The organism is Virgibacillus indicus (assembly GCF_002266285.1).
Classification (GTDB): Bacteria; Bacillota; Bacilli; order Bacillales; family Amphibacillaceae; genus Virgibacillus_K; species Virgibacillus_K indicus.
This window is the reverse complement of sequence record NZ_NPMS01000001.1, coordinates 1032647-1051750: the sequence shown is the minus strand read 5'-3', so window position 1 is coordinate 1051750 and position 19104 is coordinate 1032647. Positions and strand designations below refer to the sequence as shown.

At 39.4% G+C, this 19104-nt stretch carries 18 protein-coding genes and 1 riboswitch; of the genes, 12 read left to right on the top strand and 6 right to left on the bottom strand.

Going from position 1 to position 19104, the window contains the following annotated elements:
* The first annotated feature begins 201 nt into the window (after positions 1–201).
* Positions 202–309: riboswitch (SAM riboswitch) on the top strand.
* A gap of 151 nt (positions 310–460) precedes the next feature.
* From ssuE to CIL03_RS05295, 3 genes are all read left to right on the top strand, one after another.
* Positions 461–1000: an NADPH-dependent FMN reductase gene (ssuE, locus tag CIL03_RS05305; protein WP_094884273.1), complete on the top strand. Its 540-nt coding sequence runs from the start codon at positions 461–463 to the stop codon at positions 998–1000.
* Between the two features lie 108 nt (positions 1001–1108).
* On the top strand, positions 1109–2485 hold the full coding sequence (locus CIL03_RS05300; protein WP_094884272.1) for an LLM class flavin-dependent oxidoreductase: 1377 nt from the start codon (positions 1109–1111) through the stop codon (positions 2483–2485).
* Positions 2486–2662: 177 nt separating this feature from the next.
* Positions 2663–3583, top strand: coding sequence for a DUF4349 domain-containing protein (locus CIL03_RS05295; RefSeq protein ID WP_094884271.1), 921 nt, complete (start codon positions 2663–2665; stop codon positions 3581–3583).
* A 56-nt stretch (positions 3584–3639) separates the two neighbouring features.
* On the opposite strand, the gene CIL03_RS19760 is transcribed toward CIL03_RS05295, so the two are convergent.
* Positions 3640–3807: a hypothetical protein gene (locus CIL03_RS19760; RefSeq protein ID WP_165767896.1), complete on the bottom strand. Its 168-nt coding sequence runs from the start codon at positions 3805–3807 to the stop codon at positions 3640–3642.
* A 281-nt stretch (positions 3808–4088) separates the two neighbouring features.
* Here CIL03_RS19760 and CIL03_RS05290 point away from each other — a divergent pair, with 281 nt between their 5' ends.
* The 3 genes from CIL03_RS05290 to CIL03_RS05280 all read left to right on the top strand — a co-directional run bounded on the left by CIL03_RS05290 (position 4089) and on the right by CIL03_RS05280 (position 6155).
* Complete coding sequence (locus CIL03_RS05290) at positions 4089–4994, top strand: hydroxymethylglutaryl-CoA lyase (RefSeq protein WP_094884270.1); 906 nt, start codon at positions 4089–4091, stop codon at positions 4992–4994.
* Positions 4995–5124: 130 nt separating this feature from the next.
* On the top strand, positions 5125–5682 hold the full coding sequence (locus CIL03_RS05285; RefSeq protein ID WP_276282401.1) for a helix-turn-helix domain-containing protein: 558 nt from the start codon (positions 5125–5127) through the stop codon (positions 5680–5682).
* A gap of 29 nt (positions 5683–5711) precedes the next feature.
* Positions 5712–6155, top strand: a complete 444-nt coding sequence (locus tag CIL03_RS05280) for a VOC family protein (RefSeq protein ID WP_094884266.1) — start codon at positions 5712–5714, stop codon at positions 6153–6155.
* A 221-nt stretch (positions 6156–6376) separates the two neighbouring features.
* On the opposite strand, the gene CIL03_RS05275 is transcribed toward CIL03_RS05280, so the two are convergent.
* The 4 genes from CIL03_RS05275 to CIL03_RS05260 all read right to left on the bottom strand — a co-directional run bounded on the left by CIL03_RS05275 (position 6377) and on the right by CIL03_RS05260 (position 12218).
* Positions 6377–7774, bottom strand: coding sequence for a purine-cytosine permease family protein (locus CIL03_RS05275; protein WP_094884264.1), 1398 nt, complete (start codon positions 7772–7774; stop codon positions 6377–6379).
* A gap of 392 nt (positions 7775–8166) precedes the next feature.
* Entirely contained in the window at positions 8167–9708 is a 1542-nt protein-coding gene (locus tag CIL03_RS05270) for a multicopper oxidase family protein (protein ID WP_094884263.1), read from the bottom strand.
* Between the two features lie 352 nt (positions 9709–10060).
* Entirely contained in the window at positions 10061–11611 is a 1551-nt protein-coding gene (locus tag CIL03_RS05265) for a flotillin family protein (RefSeq protein ID WP_094884262.1), read from the bottom strand.
* Positions 11612–11675: 64 nt separating this feature from the next.
* On the bottom strand, positions 11676–12218 hold the full coding sequence (locus CIL03_RS05260) for an NfeD family membrane protein (protein ID WP_094884261.1): 543 nt from the start codon (positions 12216–12218) through the stop codon (positions 11676–11678).
* A gap of 189 nt (positions 12219–12407) precedes the next feature.
* Between CIL03_RS05260 and CIL03_RS05255 the strand changes: the two genes are divergently transcribed.
* The 3 genes from CIL03_RS05255 to CIL03_RS05245 all read left to right on the top strand — a co-directional run bounded on the left by CIL03_RS05255 (position 12408) and on the right by CIL03_RS05245 (position 16065).
* Entirely contained in the window at positions 12408–14360 is a 1953-nt protein-coding gene (locus CIL03_RS05255; RefSeq protein WP_094884259.1) for an elongation factor G, read from the top strand.
* A gap of 35 nt (positions 14361–14395) precedes the next feature.
* Positions 14396–15160, top strand: coding sequence for a hypothetical protein (locus CIL03_RS05250; RefSeq protein WP_094884256.1), 765 nt, complete (start codon positions 14396–14398; stop codon positions 15158–15160).
* Between the two features lie 149 nt (positions 15161–15309).
* Positions 15310–16065 carry a hypothetical protein gene (locus tag CIL03_RS05245; protein WP_094884253.1) on the top strand — a complete coding sequence of 252 codons (756 nt, stop codon included), beginning with the start codon at positions 15310–15312 and terminating at the stop codon, positions 16063–16065.
* A 64-nt stretch (positions 16066–16129) separates the two neighbouring features.
* On the opposite strand, the gene dpsA is transcribed toward CIL03_RS05245, so the two are convergent.
* The gene (gene dpsA, locus CIL03_RS05240) at positions 16130–17020 is read right to left on the bottom strand and encodes a dipicolinate synthase subunit DpsA (protein WP_240507994.1); all 891 of its coding nucleotides are present in this window, start codon (positions 17018–17020) and stop codon (positions 16130–16132) included.
* A gap of 298 nt (positions 17021–17318) precedes the next feature.
* Between dpsA and CIL03_RS05235 the strand changes: the two genes are divergently transcribed.
* Genes CIL03_RS05235 through CIL03_RS05225 form a run of 3 tightly spaced genes read left to right on the top strand, consistent with a single transcriptional unit; the run spans position 17319 to position 19088 of the window.
* A complete protein-coding gene (locus tag CIL03_RS05235) occupies positions 17319–17603 on the top strand; it encodes a (2Fe-2S)-binding protein (RefSeq protein WP_094884250.1) in 285 nt (94 codons plus the stop codon).
* Positions 17593–17892 carry a (2Fe-2S)-binding protein gene (locus CIL03_RS05230; RefSeq protein WP_133087812.1) on the top strand — a complete coding sequence of 100 codons (300 nt, stop codon included), beginning with the start codon at positions 17593–17595 and terminating at the stop codon, positions 17890–17892. Before CIL03_RS05235 ends, CIL03_RS05230 begins: the two co-directional genes overlap by 11 nt.
* Positions 17889–19088, top strand: a complete 1200-nt coding sequence (locus CIL03_RS05225) for an NAD(P)/FAD-dependent oxidoreductase (protein ID WP_094884246.1) — start codon at positions 17889–17891, stop codon at positions 19086–19088. The genes CIL03_RS05230 and CIL03_RS05225 overlap by 4 nt, the downstream gene beginning before the upstream one ends.
* Positions 19089–19104 lie beyond the last annotated feature (16 nt).

Genomic DNA, 19104 nt, shown 5'->3' with positions numbered 1-19104 from the left:
ACTATATTGCTTTCTGCTCTGGGCAGTCGTTTCCGGACAATGATTCAGCTTCTTCTGAAATAAGTCCCTAATCTTTTTGGAAACGAAACAAGCTTATAATGCAGCATCAATCTTTAGAAAACAGTTAATATAAATATATTTTTAAATTCTTACTTGATTTATCGGATTAATTCGAATACACTATACATTAATAATTAAATATTCTTATCAAGAGAAGCAGAGGGTTCTGGCCCTTTGAAGCTTCAGCAACCTCTGACAATGTCAGAAAGGTGCTAATTCCAGCCAAGAATTATTCTTGGGAGATAAGAGCGGAAATATAAATGCCATCACCCTCTTTTCTCAACCAATTGAAAAGGGGGTTTTTCATGTTGGTGAGGAAATATATCTGGTTGAATTAGTTTACTGATTGGGCCGCTGCAAGATGCCAGACTAGCATAATTGAAAAAGAAAGGAAGATTGCATGAGCGAAATTGTAGTTTTATCAGGTAGTCCCTCAGAGCATTCCCGTTCTGAACAGGTATTGAAGTATTTGGGGAAATTACTGAATCAGGAAAATTTTTCAGTTGTTCATATTTCTATTAAGGATGTTCCGCATAGGGATTTGTTCCAGGGGAGGTTTGACAGTCCAGCATTTACGGACATAGCAAATTTACTCCAAAATGCGAAAGGTGTGATTGTCGGTTCACCTGTATATAAAGGCGCTTATTCTGGAGTTCTTAAAGCATTACTTGATGTATTGCCACAGGATGTATTGAGACACACTCCGGTTCTTCCTTTAATGACAGGTGGAAGTATGTCCCATTTACTGGCATTGGAATATTCCTTAAAGCCGGTATTGGCAACATTGAAAGGACATAATTTAAAAGGATTATATTTTCTAGATAGGCAGATTGATAAATATAAAGTGAACCCGATTATTGATGATGCCATCTTAGAACGTACTAAAAAACAGCTATATTATTTTATAGAAATTGTAAACACCCAAAAATTATTAGTTTAAGGAGATGGTTAGTCAATCCATTTATCCCACATGCGACTGGCAAGAATAACCACGCAGGTTATAGATTCACTGATAAAACTAGTGAAATTTAAGAAGGAGGAATAAATTTTGACGAAAAAGAGAATTTACTTAAATGCATTTGATATGAATTGTGCGGGACATCAATCCCCTGGCCTATGGACACATCCCGATGATGAATCCCATAGGTATAAAGATAGCGAGTATTGGATTGAACTGGCTCAGTTATTGGAAAAAGGACGGTTTGATTCGGTGTTTATTGCCGATGTTCTGGGCACCTATGATGTATATAAAGGCTCAAGAGATGCCGCCGTTCGCCAGGGGGCGCAGTATCCGGTTAATGATCCAATGCTGGTCGTTCCGTTAATGTCTGCTGTAACGAAGCACCTGGGCTTTGGCGTGACAGCCTCAGTGACACATGAACACCCCTATCCATTTGCCCGCAGGATGTCAACATTGGACCATTTAACAAAAGGACGTGTGGGCTGGAATATTGTTACATCCTATCTGAAAAGTGCTGCAGTCAATATGGGATTGGAAGATCAATTGAAACATGATGAACGGTATGATCTAGCTGCAGAATATCTGGATGTTTGCTACAAGCTTTGGGAAGAAAGCTGGGAAGAGGATGCAGTTAAGCTGGATAAAGAAAACGGTATCTATACAAATCCTGATAAAGTGCATGATATTCATCATGAAGGTAAATATTTTAAAGTTCCCGGTGCACATCTGACAGAGCCATCATCGCAACGGACCCCAGTTTTATTCCAGGCGGGGGCATCACCAAAAGGACGCGCATTTGCTGCAAATAATGCTGAGCTTGCGTTTATTGGAGCCCCAACAATTAATGTTGCTAAAGAAACTGTAAAAAGATTGCGGGCGGATGTTGCGAAGACAGGAAGATCACAGGATGAATTGAAAATTCTCACGATGTTGACACCAATCGTTGGAAAAACCGAGAAGGAAGCTATAGCGAAATTCAATGATTATAAAAAACATATCAGCCATGAAGGAGCCCTTGCTTTATTTGGCGGCTGGACAGGAATTGATCTATCTGAGTATGATTCAGACCAGGTTATCAGTTATATAGAAAATGATTCGATTCAATCTGCGCTTGAAGGGTTTACTAAAATTGATCCTGATAAGCAATGGACCGTAGAAGAAATTAAAAATTTTGTAGGGATTGGCGGCATGAGTGCATATGCTGTTGGATCTCCCGAACAAATTGCCGATACATTGGTAGAATGGGTGAATGAAGCAGGAGTTGATGGCTTTAATATTGCCTACACGATCACTCCAGGAACATTTAAGGATTTCATCGAATATGTTGTCCCTATTTTACAAGAAAGAGGCTTGGTTCAAAAAGAGTATGAAGGAACTTCACTGAGAGATAATCTATTTGGAAATGGGGATCAACTGCCGGACCATCATCCAGGTAAAAATACAAAAGAGTTGGCAGTGAAATAAATAAGGAGGACAGTCCTTACCGTATTTTAAAAATCCGTTATTTGTTTAAAGGAGTGACGAATAAAAGATAAGTTTTCTTGGAAGTTAAAATTGGGTGAAAATAAAAATAATTCTATCTGTAACTTTTTCCATTAAATTCCGTCTGTATCTAAAAGACAAATAAAGGATGGGGTCAAGATGAAAAAAGTTATATTGCTAATGATATTTATTGCTTTAGTAGTAATGATAACGGCTTGCAGCAATGATTCAGAGAGCAGTGATTCCAGCAATGAGGCTGCAATGGAAGATAGTGCAGGCATGGAAGCGGAAAGGTCTGCAGTTGGAACGGATGAATCCTCAAGTGATCAGCAGAACTCAGAGGATGGGAGTGCTTCATCACAAGAAGGTGAAGTCATCGAGACAAACCGAAAAATTATTTATACTGCATTTCTTCATGTTGAAGTAAAAGATTATCAGCAGGCAGAAAATGACATCCAGGCTCAAACAACAGATTTTGGTGGTTATATTGTAGATTCAACGATGCATGTCGATTCTGAAAGTGGCTCTTCCAATGGTGAGATAACTGTAAGAATTCCACAGGAACAATTCAAAGACTTCGTTCGGCTGGTGGAGGACGGAAGCAGTAAGGTCGTAGAAAGTTCAATTTCTGGGGAAGACGTTACAGAAGAATATGTGGACTTGGAATCCCGGTTGAAATCTAAAAGGGTAGTGGAAGACAGGTTGCTTTCCTTTATGGAGCAGGCCGGAAAAACAGAAGATTTGTTGGCTATCTCCAATGACCTGGCTGCAGTCCAGGAAGAAATCGAACAAATAACCGGCCGGATGAATTATCTTGAGAACAAAGCGGATTTGGCTACGGTTACCATCTATATTCAGGAAAACAATGTTAAACTTTCTGGCATAAATGAAGATGATTTAAATACATGGGAAAAAACAAAACAGCAATTTTTGAAAAGCATTAATTTCCTGCTTTCTGCATTTTCCGGAATCGTTGTATTTTTTATCGGGAATTTGCCGTTACTTGCTATTTTAGCTGGGATTGGGTTGTTTTTGCTTTGGCTATTTAAGAAAAGGATAAGAAATAGACAGCGGGAATAACTGAATAAACCGGCCCTGATATGTCGGGTTTAAAATGAGCCATAATGAATAGAATTCTATTCATTATGGCTATTTAAATCATCTTTTTTAGGTCCTTTTGTCAGGTCTTCACGCAGTTTTTTTAATTCCTTCGTTTGGTTCAGGATATTATTATTTATTTTTCTAAGTGCATCAAAGACCGCAAATATCCCCAAAAAAATTAATAAAAGTAATAGTAACTCCAATTATGAACCTTCTTTCTAAATCAGTATGCATTTCATTCTCTGTACAGTATAACAAATCCTGCATTGACATTGTTTGAATATTTATTATATACTTGATTCAACAAAGTTGAATTATAATAAACTCAGGTGAATACATTATATTATATGGCAGATAAACAGCAAAATTGGGAATAAGCAGAATAGCTCTAAATTTTAAAACTGATTTGAAAACGCATTCATGAATTCTGTTGCATATACTGGAAAATCATTAGTTATTTAACATTGAAAGGAAGGGTGTACACATGGCACGATTGCCTAACTATGTTCAAATAAAGGAAGTTGCCCCTCGTGACGGATTACAAAATGAAAAAAAGTTTATTTCAACCGCTGATAAAGTAGCATGGATCAATATGCTTTCAGAGACAGGAGTCAGTGAGATTGAATATTCTTCTTTTGTAAACCCGAAATGGATACCTGCACTTAAGGATGCCCGGGATGTAGGTAAACAAATTAAGCGAAATCCAAATGTGTTGTATTCTGCACTCGTTCCGAATATGAAAGGACTGGAATTTGCATTGGAGGCAGGGATAGATAGTGCCAATGTATTTATGTCGGCAAGTGAGTCTCACAACAAAAAGAATATCAATAAATCGATAGATGATACGTACCCAGTGCTGGATGAAGTCATTCAGGAAGCAAAGCAAGCAGGGAAACGTGTAACCGGCTATGTATCAACTGTATTTGACTGCCCATATGAAGGAAAAATAGAACCCGAAGATGTCATCCGTGTCTGTGAAAGGTTATTTAAATCCGGTGTTGATGACATTTCACTTGGGGACACGATTGGTTCAGCAGTTCCAACACAAGTGGAACAGCTATTGACTCCATTATTAACCCGCTACCCGAGTGAAAAACTCATCCTGCATTTCCATGATACAAGAGGAATGGCTATTGCTAACATTATGACTGCGATGCACTATGGAATCAATCGATTTGACAGCTCTGTCGGCGGGCTTGGTGGATGTCCGTATGCCCCAGGAGCGGCTGGAAATGTTGCTACAAATGATGTTCTGTATTTATTGAATGGATTAGGAATTGAGACAGGAATTAATGAGAAGCGAATTCAGGAAGCATCTTTATTTATCCAGAAAAAATTGGGAAAGCTGCTGCCGAGTAGATCTCTGGCTTATTTTGCAAATGCACAATAATCTTTTATTATACCGGTTCTAACGTGTTGATGACACATTAGAACCGGCTTTTTGCTCTTCTTGACTATCATCATACTCTAATCTATGATGAAAATACTAGATTGGAATTTTTGGAAAGGGATGAGTTTCCATAGAGCTTGGAAGTATCGGGAAAAAAGTTAAAGAAATGCGTTTAAGAAGAAAAAAAACACAGCAGCAAATTGCTGATCAATGCGGGATTTCCAAAAGTCTATTATCAAAAATAGAAAATGGACAAACCGCTTCAGCTGTTGCGACGTTGTCAAAAATCAGCGAAGCACTGGATGTCCCATTAGCCTGGGTGCTTGATGATAAGATGGAACAGGAACTTGTGCTGCTAAAGAAGGAAAACAGACAATCCCAGGTTGGAGATGCGAGTATGGGTTATTCTTATGAATTGCTCGCAAATAGATCTCAATATAGTGGCATCGAACCTACCATTGTTCATGTAAATCCTAAAGATGTTAATCAGCGAACGGAACCCTTTACCCATTCGCAGGATGAATTTATTTATATTATCAAAGGCTCGATCTACCTGTATTATGATGGAAATAAACATTATATGGAAACAGGGGACAGTGCATATTTTCAAGGGTCAAAACCACATCTGTTCATGCCGGTAAGCAATGAGGAAGCGCAAGTTCTGACCTGTTTTATCGATCGAACATAAATAATACATATATCTTAAGGAGATGGAGAATGAACCGGTTAAATTTAATCACATTAGGTGTAAAGAATATGGCAGAATCATTAAAATTTTATCGTGATGGACTCGGGTTTGAAGTGTATGTGTATGGCAGTGAGACAGATCCTGACGTGATTTTCTTCAACAATGCCGGGACAAAAATTTCACTATTTCAAGTCGACCAATTAGCAAAGGATATCAACGAAGAAAATCCTCCGGCACTTGGCCAGGGCTTTAGTGGAATTACACTTGCATATAATGGCAAGTCAAAAGAAGAAGTGGATGAAGTATTTGCATTAGCCAAAAAAGCCGGTGGAAAAATCGTGAAAAATCCCGAAAAAGTATTTTGGGGAGGATATAGTGGTTATTTTCAGGACCCAAATGGGTTTTACTGGGAAGTTGCATATGGAGAGAATTGGAAATTTGATGAAAATGGTATGCTGATTATTGGTGAATAATCAGTTGATAATGGAAAATGAAAGCAATTTTGCTCACAATCCAGATATGTAAATAAAAGAGCCTAATCCCTATTTTAGGGATTAGGCTCTTCGGCGGGGAGAATAGTGAGAATGTGAATCGAATTTTAAATTATAGTGATATAATTGAGGTTTGCTTAGAAGGAAAGGTGATTAAAGCTGAACAAAATTCTAAGCTGCTTTGTCAGTTACCCTTCAAAATACTATGCGATGTAATCCTCCTCACAGACTTCGCTGGATTCTTTTTTGATATAATAATTTCCTTTTGTATACACTGCCAAAATCACTGTAAGAATAGACGCTAGAATTGCTGCGAAAAATGCTGCAGTACTTTGTAAGAATGTACCCATAAAACCGAGTGCAGCTATTGTTCCTAAACCACTTGCTGCAACTAAAGCGGTAACTCCAACGGGATTCCATTTAAATAAGTTTTCCTGTTTGGCTTCGTAATAAGCAGGACCAATTTTCAATAACTTTTTCACAATGAGTGCATCAGTGACTAAAATTGATGCCCATGTCATTAGGAAAACTCCTTGGAAAGTCATTACTGCAGTCAGATAATCAACAATTCCTGTAAGCATTAAAATCATTGCAGATACTCCAGTTACAGCAACCCAGAATCTTCTGCCTGGTTTAAATTTAAAAATATTTTCAAAGAAATTAGACAATGATAATGATCCACTGTATATATTGGTAATATTAATTCTAACCTGTGTAAGCATGGTAAATAATGCACCACCAATACCGAGGAGCAATACAATATAAACTCCCGGATTAGGTTCACCCAGACGTACGCCAAACCAAATACCTAGACCGCCCATAACTCCAAAACAGAAAATCTGTGGTATGAAACCGATAGCAAATGAACCTATTTTAAGATCCTTTGGTTTAAGAAAACGTGCATAGTCTGAAGCAAGAAGGGGAGTAAGACCCATAATCCCATGTTGCATTCCGATACAAAGCAGTAATGCCGTTCCGCCTACCTGTACTCCTTCAGGCATAAATGTCCAGAAACTTCCGCCGTACTCGGAAGGTGTATAGAAGGCTACAACGATTGCTGCAATTAAAAACACAAAAAATATTGGCAAAGACCATTTTTGTAATTTATCTAATTGCTTTATACCAAACCAATTTAAGGGGATAACGATCGTACCGAAGAAAACGATTAATACCCACTCTGGTATAACGGGGAAAAAAGTGTGTACAGCAGAAACTAATATTAAGCCTTCCAATGCACAATACATAATAAAGTTTGTTGCGTAAATAAACGAGGTTAATGATGCGCCGATATAACCAAATCCGCCCCCTCTGGATAATAGGTTTACGTTCATACCGGATTTTGCTGATAAATAGGCAATGAATGTACCAAGTATGCCTGCAACAATTATGGCGTAAACAGCTGATATGATAGCATTTATTGCTCCGAACTGAAGTGCCATGACACTTCCCATTTGAAAATAAAAAATAGCGGTTGCTATTCCAAATGTAATATTTGTAATTGTCAACCATCCCATGTTTCTTTCTTCACGAGGTACCTTATCTAATGAATAATCATCACTTGTTTGTTCAACTTTGTGATCTGCAGTTTTAACAGATCCCATAGTTATCATCTCCTTTTATTTGTTCATCGATTCACAATATCTACCCCGCCTTTTTGTGAGAGATTCACAATCTAGTCCGTCAATAAGCTTATCAATTTAATTAAGAGTAAGCAAACATGGTTATGCCATGTATACTGTTATAAATACAAGAAAATCCTCTTCTATCTTTCAATTCCTACTAATTTCATGGAAATAATAATGCTATCTGATAAGTAGAGATAATGTAGCAGCGGTTTTAATTGAATGGTGGAGTCGGGACATAAGTTAAAAACTAATTAATATTAATACAATACAAATAGTGAAAATAAAACCGGAAGAAGTCAAGGTTTTTAAATTCGACTTCATCCGGTTTATTCATTTTAAAAGGGTTTTTTCTTTTCACTAGCTGCAAGCTAATCATCCCGGTGGTCATTTGGATCAATCACCGAAAATGGTCTCATCATGTCATAATCCTCATGCTCCAGTATGTGGCAGTGCCATACATAATCTCCTGTATATGGCCCGAATTTTGCTATAACACGGGTTATCTGAGCAGATGGAGCTGCAATTGTATCCTTCCATCCTCTTTCATTTGGTTTCGGAGCAGTGGCTGGACTAGTGAATACAACACTACCATCCTTATTATATTGATCAAGATCAAATGGCTGTCTGTCGAGAACCTGAAACTGTATTAGGTGGATGTGCATAGGATGAGTGAATCCTGTGATATTCATAAAAGACCAGATTTCAGTTGACCCTAACTTTGGTTTCTCAGTGATGGGGTCCATCCATTTTTTATTATCGAGTAAAAGCAGTGGGCGCCCGTAGTTATCCTCAGAACCAACTAATTTTAAATTCCGTATTGTCTGTACCCTACCCTGCTTTAATGGAGTTATGCGTGAAAGATATGAGGGGAGGCTGCTTTTGTCCTTACCAGAAAGTGGCAGGCTTACTCTGAATTGGATGATATCATCTGTTTCATCTTCAGGGTCAGCGTCTGGTCCAAGATCATTTTTTAAAATGATTTCTTCGTTGGAATACTGAGAAAAGTCTACGATTACATCAACCCTTTCGGCAGGCTCCAGGGCAATTTTATCCAGTTTAACTGTCCGCTGCATCAGTCCCCCATCTGAACCAATTTGATAAATGGGTTGACCAGAATCGAAATATAACTGATATGTTCTTGTATTTGAAGCATTTAATAGCCGAAGACGATATTTCCGCGGCTCAACTTTGAAATAGGGCCAAATTTTTCCGTTAACTACAATTTTGTCGCCGAGAAAAAAGGGGGTAATGGAAGGGTCTGGCAGGTTTTCAGAAGCATCGTCCGGCTGACTTGGATAAAAGAGAGACCCATCTTCGTTCAATGTCCTATCCTGAATTGCAAGTGCCACCTCATACTTACCTGAAGGAAGATTAAGCTGCTTCTCCTGTTCGTTCCGAATAATATACATCCCCGCAAGCCCTGCATATACATTTAGTCTCGTAATACCCATCGCATGATCGTGGTACCAGAGCAAAGCAGCCCTTTGATGATTTGGATATTCGTACACCTTTCTCTCGAAGAATGATCCAACTTCTTTAAAGCCTTTCGTATACCAAGCGTCTGGATAACCGTCGCTTGAAGCCTTTGTTTCACTTCCATGCAGATGGGTAACTGTACGGACTTCTGGCTGATGCCCCACGTCGTGTATTGAGCGGTCAATAGGAAGTAAATGTCTGGATGGCAGATTGTTTATCCATTTTACTTGAATTGGCTCACCTTGATTGATATCAAACGTAGGACCTGGGAACTGGCGATTATATCCCCAGAGCGTTGTTGGTCTTAAGTCTCGATGGAGCTTCTGTTTGAATTCCTCCATCTGAACTTCATAATAAGAGAGTCCTTTATTTTTACGCTTTGGTTTTATCGTATCTATAATAGGAAGGGGATCTGCAAACTTCTTAAGTTCCATTCTGTTCACTCCTAAATTTAGGTGTTAATACAGTAAATGATAACGGGAGTAAGATGGAATGGGCAGATTGATTAATTATAGGGTTTTTTAAATTATTAATCAGTAGGATGTGTAAAAATTGTTTGGATTGAGGGCTTATTTTTTTATATTTCAATATAAAAAACTGTATTTGGTTTTATTCGATTTAGGCTTAGAAAGACGTTCTATACGCCCGTTAGCGCAGATTTAAGTAACATTTAGTCGTAGAGAGAGTTTTTATATACGGTGGATTCAAATTCATTTATTCGAAACGTGAGTAAAAACAGAAAAAACAGAGGGATTTCATATCCCTCTGTTAGTCGTTGAACCCTTATTAATTATTACTCTCCATTTCACTTGTAACGAGCTGATCATTTTCTTTCTTTTCATATCTCAATCGATCAAGGTCAAGGTCATCTGGCAGACTGTTCTTACCAGTGATATTTTCCAGTAATTCTTTTACGTCAATCCCTGATGAGGCTTTTAATGATTCCTGAAGGGTGGACATCAAATTCGTTGCATAGCCTGATACTTTGTTCGCCCCGCCTTCACCATTACTGCTTCCTGTATCAACAACAGTAATTTTATCGATATTGCCTAGTGGGCTTGCAACTTCCTTCGCATATTCAGGAAGCATTTTCATAACCATATCGAGTACGGCAGCCTGACCGAATTGCTCGAATGCTTCGGCAATTTTTTCTTTGGCTTCTGCTTCTGCCAAACCTTTCAAACGTATAACCTCAGCTTCTGATTCCCCTTGAGCTCTTTCCGCATCGGCCTTGGCCAGACCATCCACACGTACTCTTTCTGCATCAGCTTTTGCTTGTGACTCAATACGGTATTGGTTGGCATCTGCATCAGCAATCTGTTTTGCTTTGTCCGCAACAGCAGCCTGCTCAACAGCGTAACGGTCAGCATCGGCTTTCTTCTTAACCTCAGAGTCGTACTGTCTTTCACGGCGGAGAATTTCTTTTTCTTCCAATTCAATTTGCTTTTGACGCTCGATGATTTTGATTTGCATTTCCTGCTCTGTAACTTCCTGTTTAGACCGAGCGGTTTCCAAATCATATGCCTGGTCCGCACGTGCTTTTGCAACATCCTGCTCACGGCGATAGTCAGCAGTTTTCATCTGATTTTCTTTTTCCGCTTCCGCAATTTCAGTTGCACGCTCGAGTTCAGCCCTTTGTGCATCCTTGGCAGCTTCAGCACGGAAAATTCGTGTTTCCTTATCTGCTTCAGCTGTAGCGATATCTGCATCGCGCTTTACTTGTGCGATTCGTGGTTTACCTAATGAATCCAGGTAACCATTTTTATCTTTTACATCTTTAATCGTAAAGGATACGATAATTAATCCCATTTTTGCTAAGTCCTGTGACGCAACCCGCTGGACTTCCTGTGAAAATTTATCCCTGTTTTTATAGATTTCCTCAACGGTCATCGAACCGAGTATGGAACGAAGGTGCCCCTCTAAAACCTCTTTTGCCTCATTCTCACGGTCTTCCTTTGATTTGCCTAAAAATTGTTCGGCCGCAGTAGCAATTTCACTGATGGATCCTCCGATTTTTATAATGGCAGTACCGTCGGCCATTACAGGAACACCTTGCTCTGTATAGACTTCCGGTGTTGTAACTTCCAGTTTGCTAGATAATAGACTCAGCGGCTCTGCCTGCTGGAAGACCGGCAGCACAAATGTACCGCCACCGCGTATTATTTTCACTTTGTTACCGGATTCATCCGTATGTACATTTTTCCCGCCAAGATAGCTTCCTGTTACAATCAGTGCTTCATCTGGCCCTGCTGTACGGTATTTTGAAACAAATACGCCGATAAGTGCAAGAACTAAGAATACTGCGATTGCAATAATAATCCAAATACCTTCAAACATTCGTTTTCCCCCTTTGATTATTATAAAATTATATTAAAATACCTATCCTGAGAGGATGAGTAGATTAAACAGTATGCTCGGCATCCAGGTTATTCTCATATGGGACAACATACAGAACCCCTTTTTTTACCTCGATAACCAAGACTTGCTTACCTTCTGCAATAACTTCATTTTCATATCCTTTTGCCGGCTTTGAAATCATGCCACTCTTCGCTTCAATAACGATCTCGCCGAAGCCGTCTTCCGGTATTGGAATAATAATTTTGCCGACCCTTCCTTTAAGTGATTCCTCAGTATATGTAAGTGATTCTTCTGCGGAAGCAAGTGGAATTAGAACGAAAATATTAAGTAGTGTGTCCAGCAGCAATGCAATGAAAATCGAAGCAATTATAATAATGATGCTTGAAATGGATGTGACAGATTCAAGTGCATAGCCTGAGGCTGAGAAAAAAGTGATAAACGCTAATATGAGAGCGGGGTTCAATCCAATTGCCTCACCAAAACCTTCCAGTATATCACCAAAGAAAATATATAAAATAGTTATGCTACCAGCAACAATAAGTGCCGTTAAATAGATACTTTCCATTGATGTACCGAAGAGTGTCATGGAGATCACATCCTTATTGTTTATATTCAAAATCATTTGTCTTATAATTTATATACGGATAACCTAGGCAAAAGGTTTCGAAAAATTGAAAAAACCATTTGTGAAATAATTAAAGTCATACATATAAACTATATTCGAATAATTTTAAAAAATCAACGACTTTTTGAGAATATAGTAGAGGGGGATCAGATGAATAAAACAATCGGTATTCTGGCGCATGTTGATGCAGGAAAAACAACTTTCTCGGAACAACTGCTGTACCATGCAAAAAGTATTAAACAAAGAGGCAGAGTAGATCATAAAGCGGCCTTTCTGGACAGTCATTACATAGAAAAAGACAGAGGCATAACTATTTTTGCTGATCAGGGAATGTTCTCTTATAATGATTCAACTTATTTTCTAATAGATACACCGGGTCATGTCGATTTTTCACCGGAAATGGAGCGGGCAGTCCAAGTGATGGATTATGCAATCATTATTATAAGTGCGGTTGAAGGAGTAGAAGGATTTACGGAAACGATCTGGCAGCTGCTTAGAAAGCATGGTGTTCCTGTTTTTTTCTTTATTAATAAAATAGATAGAGAAGGTGCTGATGTTGTGCAGGTGCTTGATGAGATCCGCAGCAATATAACTGGTGATGCTTGTGATATAACAGCCTCGTTTTCCAATGGAGAAATGGATGAGGATTTGATTGAGTTCATCGCAGAGAGGGATGAATTGCTCTTTGAGAAGTACATGGATTCAGGATATGACAGAAGAATATGGCTGGAGACTTGGAAGGAAATGGTTGAAGCTGGCCGAATTTTTCCTTGCTGCAGTGGTTCTGCATTACAGGATACCGGGATCCGGGAATTTTTCGCTAAACTGGATCAATTAACGGAAACGGCTTACAAAACAGAAGGGGATTTTGCTGGTCAGGCTTATAAAATTCGCTATGATGAGGATGGAAACAGGGTTACGTTTATGAAAGCATTAGAAGGCAAATTGCATGTTCGTGAAGCCCTAAGCTATGGAAATAAGGACGAAAGCAATCCTGAAAAGGTAACACAGCTGAGAATATATAATGGAAATAATTATAGAACAGTGGACCATGTAGAAGCTGGCCAGCTTTTTGCAGTTACAGGATTATCATCTGCTTCTGCAGGAGACGGAGCAGGTGTGTTCAGAAAGAAAGCAGAATATGAAATAATTCCGGCATTAAAATCAAAGGTGGTCTATAATTCATCTTATCATGTGAAAGATGTATTGAAATTTTTTAAGATGCTCGATGCGGAAGAACCTTCTTTAAATGTGATGTGGGATGAAAAATTCCAGGAAATTTATATCCACGTGATTGGTGTGATTCAGCTGGAGGTTCTTGAACAGATTGTGCGGCAAAGATTTGGAATCGAGGTAACTTTTGATGAACCGCAAATATTGTATAGGGAAACTGTCGAGACGGCTGTTAATGGCTATGGTCATTTTGAGCCACTGAAACATTATGCTGAGGTGCATCTTAAAATAGAGCCTGCTGTAAGGAACAGCGGAATTTTATTTGAAAATAATTGCCATCCGGATGATTTGCCTGTGGGAAATCAGAATTTGGTGCGTAATCACCTGTTTGAACGGGATCATCATGGGTTATTAACAGGTTCGGCACTTACAGATGTAAAAATTACATTGCTCACGGGAAGAGCCCATCATAAGCATACATCGGGCGGTGACTTTCGGGAAGCAACATTCCGTGCCCTCAGACAGGGATTGGAGAAAGCCAAAAATATTCTGCTTGAGCCCTATTATCATTTTAAAATTAAAGTGGAACTGGATTATATGGGAAGGGTATTATCTGATATTCAGGAGGCACATGGAACCTTTGAAACTCCAGAAACATGTGAAGATAAAGTAACGATAGCGGGGACTGTGCCGGTAGCTACATTTATGAATTATAATACAGTATTCCGTTCCTTTACCCATGGAAAAGGAATACTGAATCTTAAGATTGCCGGGTATGACCGCTGCCATAATGAGAGAGAGGTTAAGGAAAGAATTGCTTACGACAAGGATGCTGATCCGGAATATACCTCTGCTTCAATTTTCTGCGCAAAGGGAAGCGGCTATCAGGTGCCTTGGGATCAGGCGAAGAAAGAGATGCATGCATTGTAGGCATTGTTATTGATTGAACGAAGGGATGTGTGATTTTGTATGATGAATTAAAAGTTATAGTCATTCGAAAATTGACTGCTGCTTTTTTTACAACAACCTTTATATCTATCCTATTGGCCTCCCTTTATTTCAAAGATACACAATTCGAATATAATCTTGGAAATCAGCTAATGGGCTGGTCATTCTTTTATAGTATTTATGTCGGTGCAATTATTTTGATCTACGGAAGTACTATATCAATTGCTTTAGAAATTATTAAAAGAAAATGGTTCAAAATGAACGATCTGCTGTATGTTTTGCTTCATGGGATTTTTGGACTGGCAAACGGTTTGTTTTTTGCGGAGTGGGGTGCTGCCTTACCTGGAATGGCTGCTGCGCTTTTTTTCGCATTAATTGATCGGTGGATTTATAGAAGAACTTCGAAACAGAAGCCGTTAAAATTGTTTGTTCTAACACCAATTGTTGTCTGCCTTGCTACATGGGGGCTTTTTCAAATCATTTCTCCACCAATGCCGCCTTTTACAAAAGAAGATGCTGTGGCCAGCACCACAGATGGGGAAGGTGATATAACAGATGTTTTTCCAGAGCAAGCTGGAAAATGGCAGGGGGAGATTAATGGATATCAGATTGTGCGAGAAACAAGTGCAGAAGAAGTTGGTGATGAAAAATATATCGTTACATTCACCGAAAGCTGGGAAAGTAATAAGGAGGAGGGTTCATGGTTTCTTTTCTATGAAGTTGATAGACAGAGTATGACTTTATATCAGCAGGGTGGTCAACAGCCGGACTATTATAAATAATACCTTTCACTTTGGGATGTGATAATTCCAATTGTCAAAAGCAGTCACTTTTAAGCCTATACATTATTTTGTATAGGCTATTTGTTAGATTTAAATTAAGAGTTATTCATTAGTTCTTAGTTCAAATTTATCATAAGGAGAGATTAGTTATGGCAGGAAAAGGAAAAAAGCCATTGTATAAAAGATGGTGGATGTGGCTGCTGGCCGTAATCGTTATTGTCGCAATCGCAAATGGGGGCGGGGAAGGCGAAACCGCGGAAACAAGTGAAGCTGCGTCAAGTGATAATGAAGTGGAAGAAGAAAATACGGATTCAGAAGCAACACCAGATGAAACTGTGGAAAGTGCTGATTCAAAGCCTGAAGAGGAAGGGGCAGAATCAGCAGCAAGTGAGGAAGAATCAGCCGAAACGGAAGCCGAAGATGAAAGTAATAAAATCGAGGCAGGAACCTACAAAGTGGGTGAAGATATTCCAGCGGGTGAATATTTAGTTTTTGCTTCAGGTATGGGATATATTGAGAATTCATCTGACAGTACGGGAGCGATCGATAGTATTATTTTCAACGACAATTTGCTGAATGGGGCACATTCCTATGTGACATTAAATGAAGGTAACTACTTCAAGCTGCAAGGTGCTGAAATGTATCCGGTTGAAGAGGCACCTTCTGTTGTTCCGGAAGACGGTATCTATGCAGATGGGATGTATAAAGTCGGCCAGGATATCCCTGCTGGTGAATATAAAATAATTTTGGATAGCTCCATTGGGATGGGGTATTATGAAGTAAGCAAAGACAGCAGTCATCAACTAACAAGCATCGTAACAAATGAAAATGTTCAAGCAGATACGTACCTTACCATTAGTGAGGGGCAATTTATCAAGCTTCAGGATGTGAAAATTGAAAAATAAAAGTTTATAACAAATAAGAGCGTCATCCAGGAATTCTGGTTGACGCTCTTTGTGTATGTGTGGATCAGTTACTCAAATTTTCCTTCAGCAGCTCCAGCAGCACCCCGCCAATAATCTCTCCGGCAGTTTTAGGGGCATTTTTTCCTGGCAAGCCTAGTGCATGAAGCGCCTTAATCCCTTTTTCTTTAGCGAAATTAAAATCAGTACCACCTGGTTTGGAAGCAAGATCAAGGATCAACGCCTCTGGGTCCATGGCAGAAATTACTTCGGCATCCAGAATTGGATGTGGGACAGTGTTGACAAAAATAGTTGCTTTGTCTGCATGCTCTTTTATTTCGCTGATTTTAACAGGTGTTAATCCCATTTCTTTCACACGTGCAAGGGCTGAGGGCTTTCTTGCTGCTGCCTGGACATTTGCCCCAACAGCTGCAAATAATCGTGCAACAGTTATACCCACTCTGCCAAATCCAAGCACCATCACATTAGCGCTATGAATGGTAACATTGGTTTCTTCCATTGCCAGCCTCAGTGCACCTTCAGCAGTAGGAATGGAATTATAAACAGCCATATCATCACGTGCAAACAATTCTACGAGTTTCCTGTTAGCAGATACAGCTATATTTTCCAGAAAGTCATTGGAAGTACCTGTGTATATTATGCAATGTGCTGGAGTTTTTTTAAGTGTTTTTTCTGAAATGAACAGTGGTTTATCTGCATACTCCACCTCGACTTCTCCTGAAGGGTCCGTGCCGGCAACCGGCAGGGTAATGGCATCTATTTTACTTAAATCCATATTGTCCACATCAGCATGGTTAATGGAAGCGTTATTGAATTTACACTTATCAAACCCTGCCGCAAAAATGTTTACACCTTCACCAGCTAACGTTTTTATTACTTCCAGATATCTTGCATCCCCGCCCATAATAAGCATATTAAGATTTTGTACCAAATACATACCGCCTCTCCTATTTTTCCTGTATTATAGCATGAAACTTTTTCATAATTCATAAAAATAAACTAACGAGCCTTTTTGTGGATCATTATTCATTTTATATTAAATTAGGCTGGCATATGACAGAGATTATTAGATTGTGTTTAAGATGGGGCGGGAAATACTTGCAAAATACCGTACAACCAGCGTAATATCCATTCGAAATGGCGAATATCCGTACAATCAGTACAACATCCGTCCAAGATCAATAAAACCCAGTCCACCGCCCGAACAAAAAACAGAAAGATCGGAGGAAGTCATAATGAGTGACAAAATAATCTGCAGGTGTGAAGAAGTTTTACTAAGTGAGATTGTTGAAGCAATGAAAACAGGTGCCCAAACTGAAAAGGAATTGAAGTTGAAAACAAGAGCAGGCATGGGAATCTGTCAGGGGAGAACCTGCCGGCCGCTTCTTGAGCAGATTATATCCTTCTATACAAATAAGAAAATCCCGCAAGCTTCTAACCTGACCTTCAGCATTCCAGTACGCCCCTTGAGCCTGTCTGCATTAGCCCATACTGGAAAGGATTATAAAAATGAGAATTAAAAAGCATCCCATATTGGGGAAATTGGAGGAGAAGGAGATAAACATTACTTTTAATGGAAGAGAATTTGCTGCATTGGAAGGAGAATCCATTGCTGCAGCTTTACTTGCCAATCATATTCGCATTTTAAGCTATACGGAAAAACGACAGGAACCACGCGGCATTTATTGTGGGATTGGCCATTGCTATGAATGCAGGGTGACTGTTGATGGGGAGCGAAGTGTTCGCGCGTGTATTACAACGGTTAAGGATGGGATGCGTATTGAATCTCAGGGTGAGTCACCAAAATGAAATATGATCTGGTTGTTATCGGGGCAGGGCCTGCTGGCATGAGCGCAGCAATCAAGGCAGCATCTCACGGGGCGACAGTGGCGATTGTTGATGAAAATCCTGCTGCTGGAGGGAAATTGCTTGGCCAGTTATATAAGGAGCCAAAAACAGGCTGGTGGATTGGCAGAGAAGTTGCAAAAAGTCTGGAAGAAAAGGTGAAAAGACTTGGCATCGATTATTTTCCAGAAAATGAAGTCTGGGCTATTTTTCCGCAATGGAAAGTACTGCTTAATCATGGGGAAGAGCTCCATACGGATTATATTTTACTTGCCACAGGTGCTGCTGAAAAGGCAATTCCGGTTCCTGGCTGGACGATTCCAGGCGTGATGTCAATTGGTGCTGCACAGGTGCTGAATAATTTTCACCGTGTAAACCCAGGGAAGCGGATTGCCATTATTGGTATTGACGCGCTTTCCTTAACAGTTGCTAATGAATTAAAACTTTCAGGTGCACAGGTTATTGGCATCTACTTACCGCCTCCTGATGACTTTTTAGATAGAATATCCAATCCACAGCAAATGATTGCTTATTTATCGAGCTTAGCAGATGCGGCCCCCAATCATTTTCTGAAATTCGCCGGGAAAGTTACACAAAATGAATTCATTCAAAAAGTTAGTGCAGCATTTTATCCGTATCGCGGGATGAAAATTTGGGGAATCCCATTATTTTTAAGAAAATCAATCCTGGAAATTGAGGGAGATAAGCAAGCGGAACAAATTAAAATTGCCAAAATATCACGTGATGGTCTACCTGAAATGGAATCAGTAAAAACCATCCAAGTCGACTGTGTTTGTATATCCGGAGGGCTGTATCCACTTTCTGAGCTTGCAAGTGCGGCAGGTTGTGAGTTTGCTTATATTAATGAATTGGGCGGGCATATTCCTCTGCACAGTCAGGAAATGGAAACAACTCAAACTGGCATTTTTGTTGCTGGGAATATTACTGGAATTGAGGGGGCAAAAATTGCGATGGCCCAGGGGGAACTTGCCGGGACAGTAGTCAGCGACAGATTAGGATTATTAAAAAGCGGTACAGCTATTATAAAGAAAGCACAGGCAAGGGTAGAAAAGGCAAGAGAAAATGCGTTAATAAAGTTTCAGCCTGATATTGAAAAAGGCAGGGAATTGGCAGTGCAATTTTGGGATGAAAGAACTTGAATTTTAAAGGAGCTTT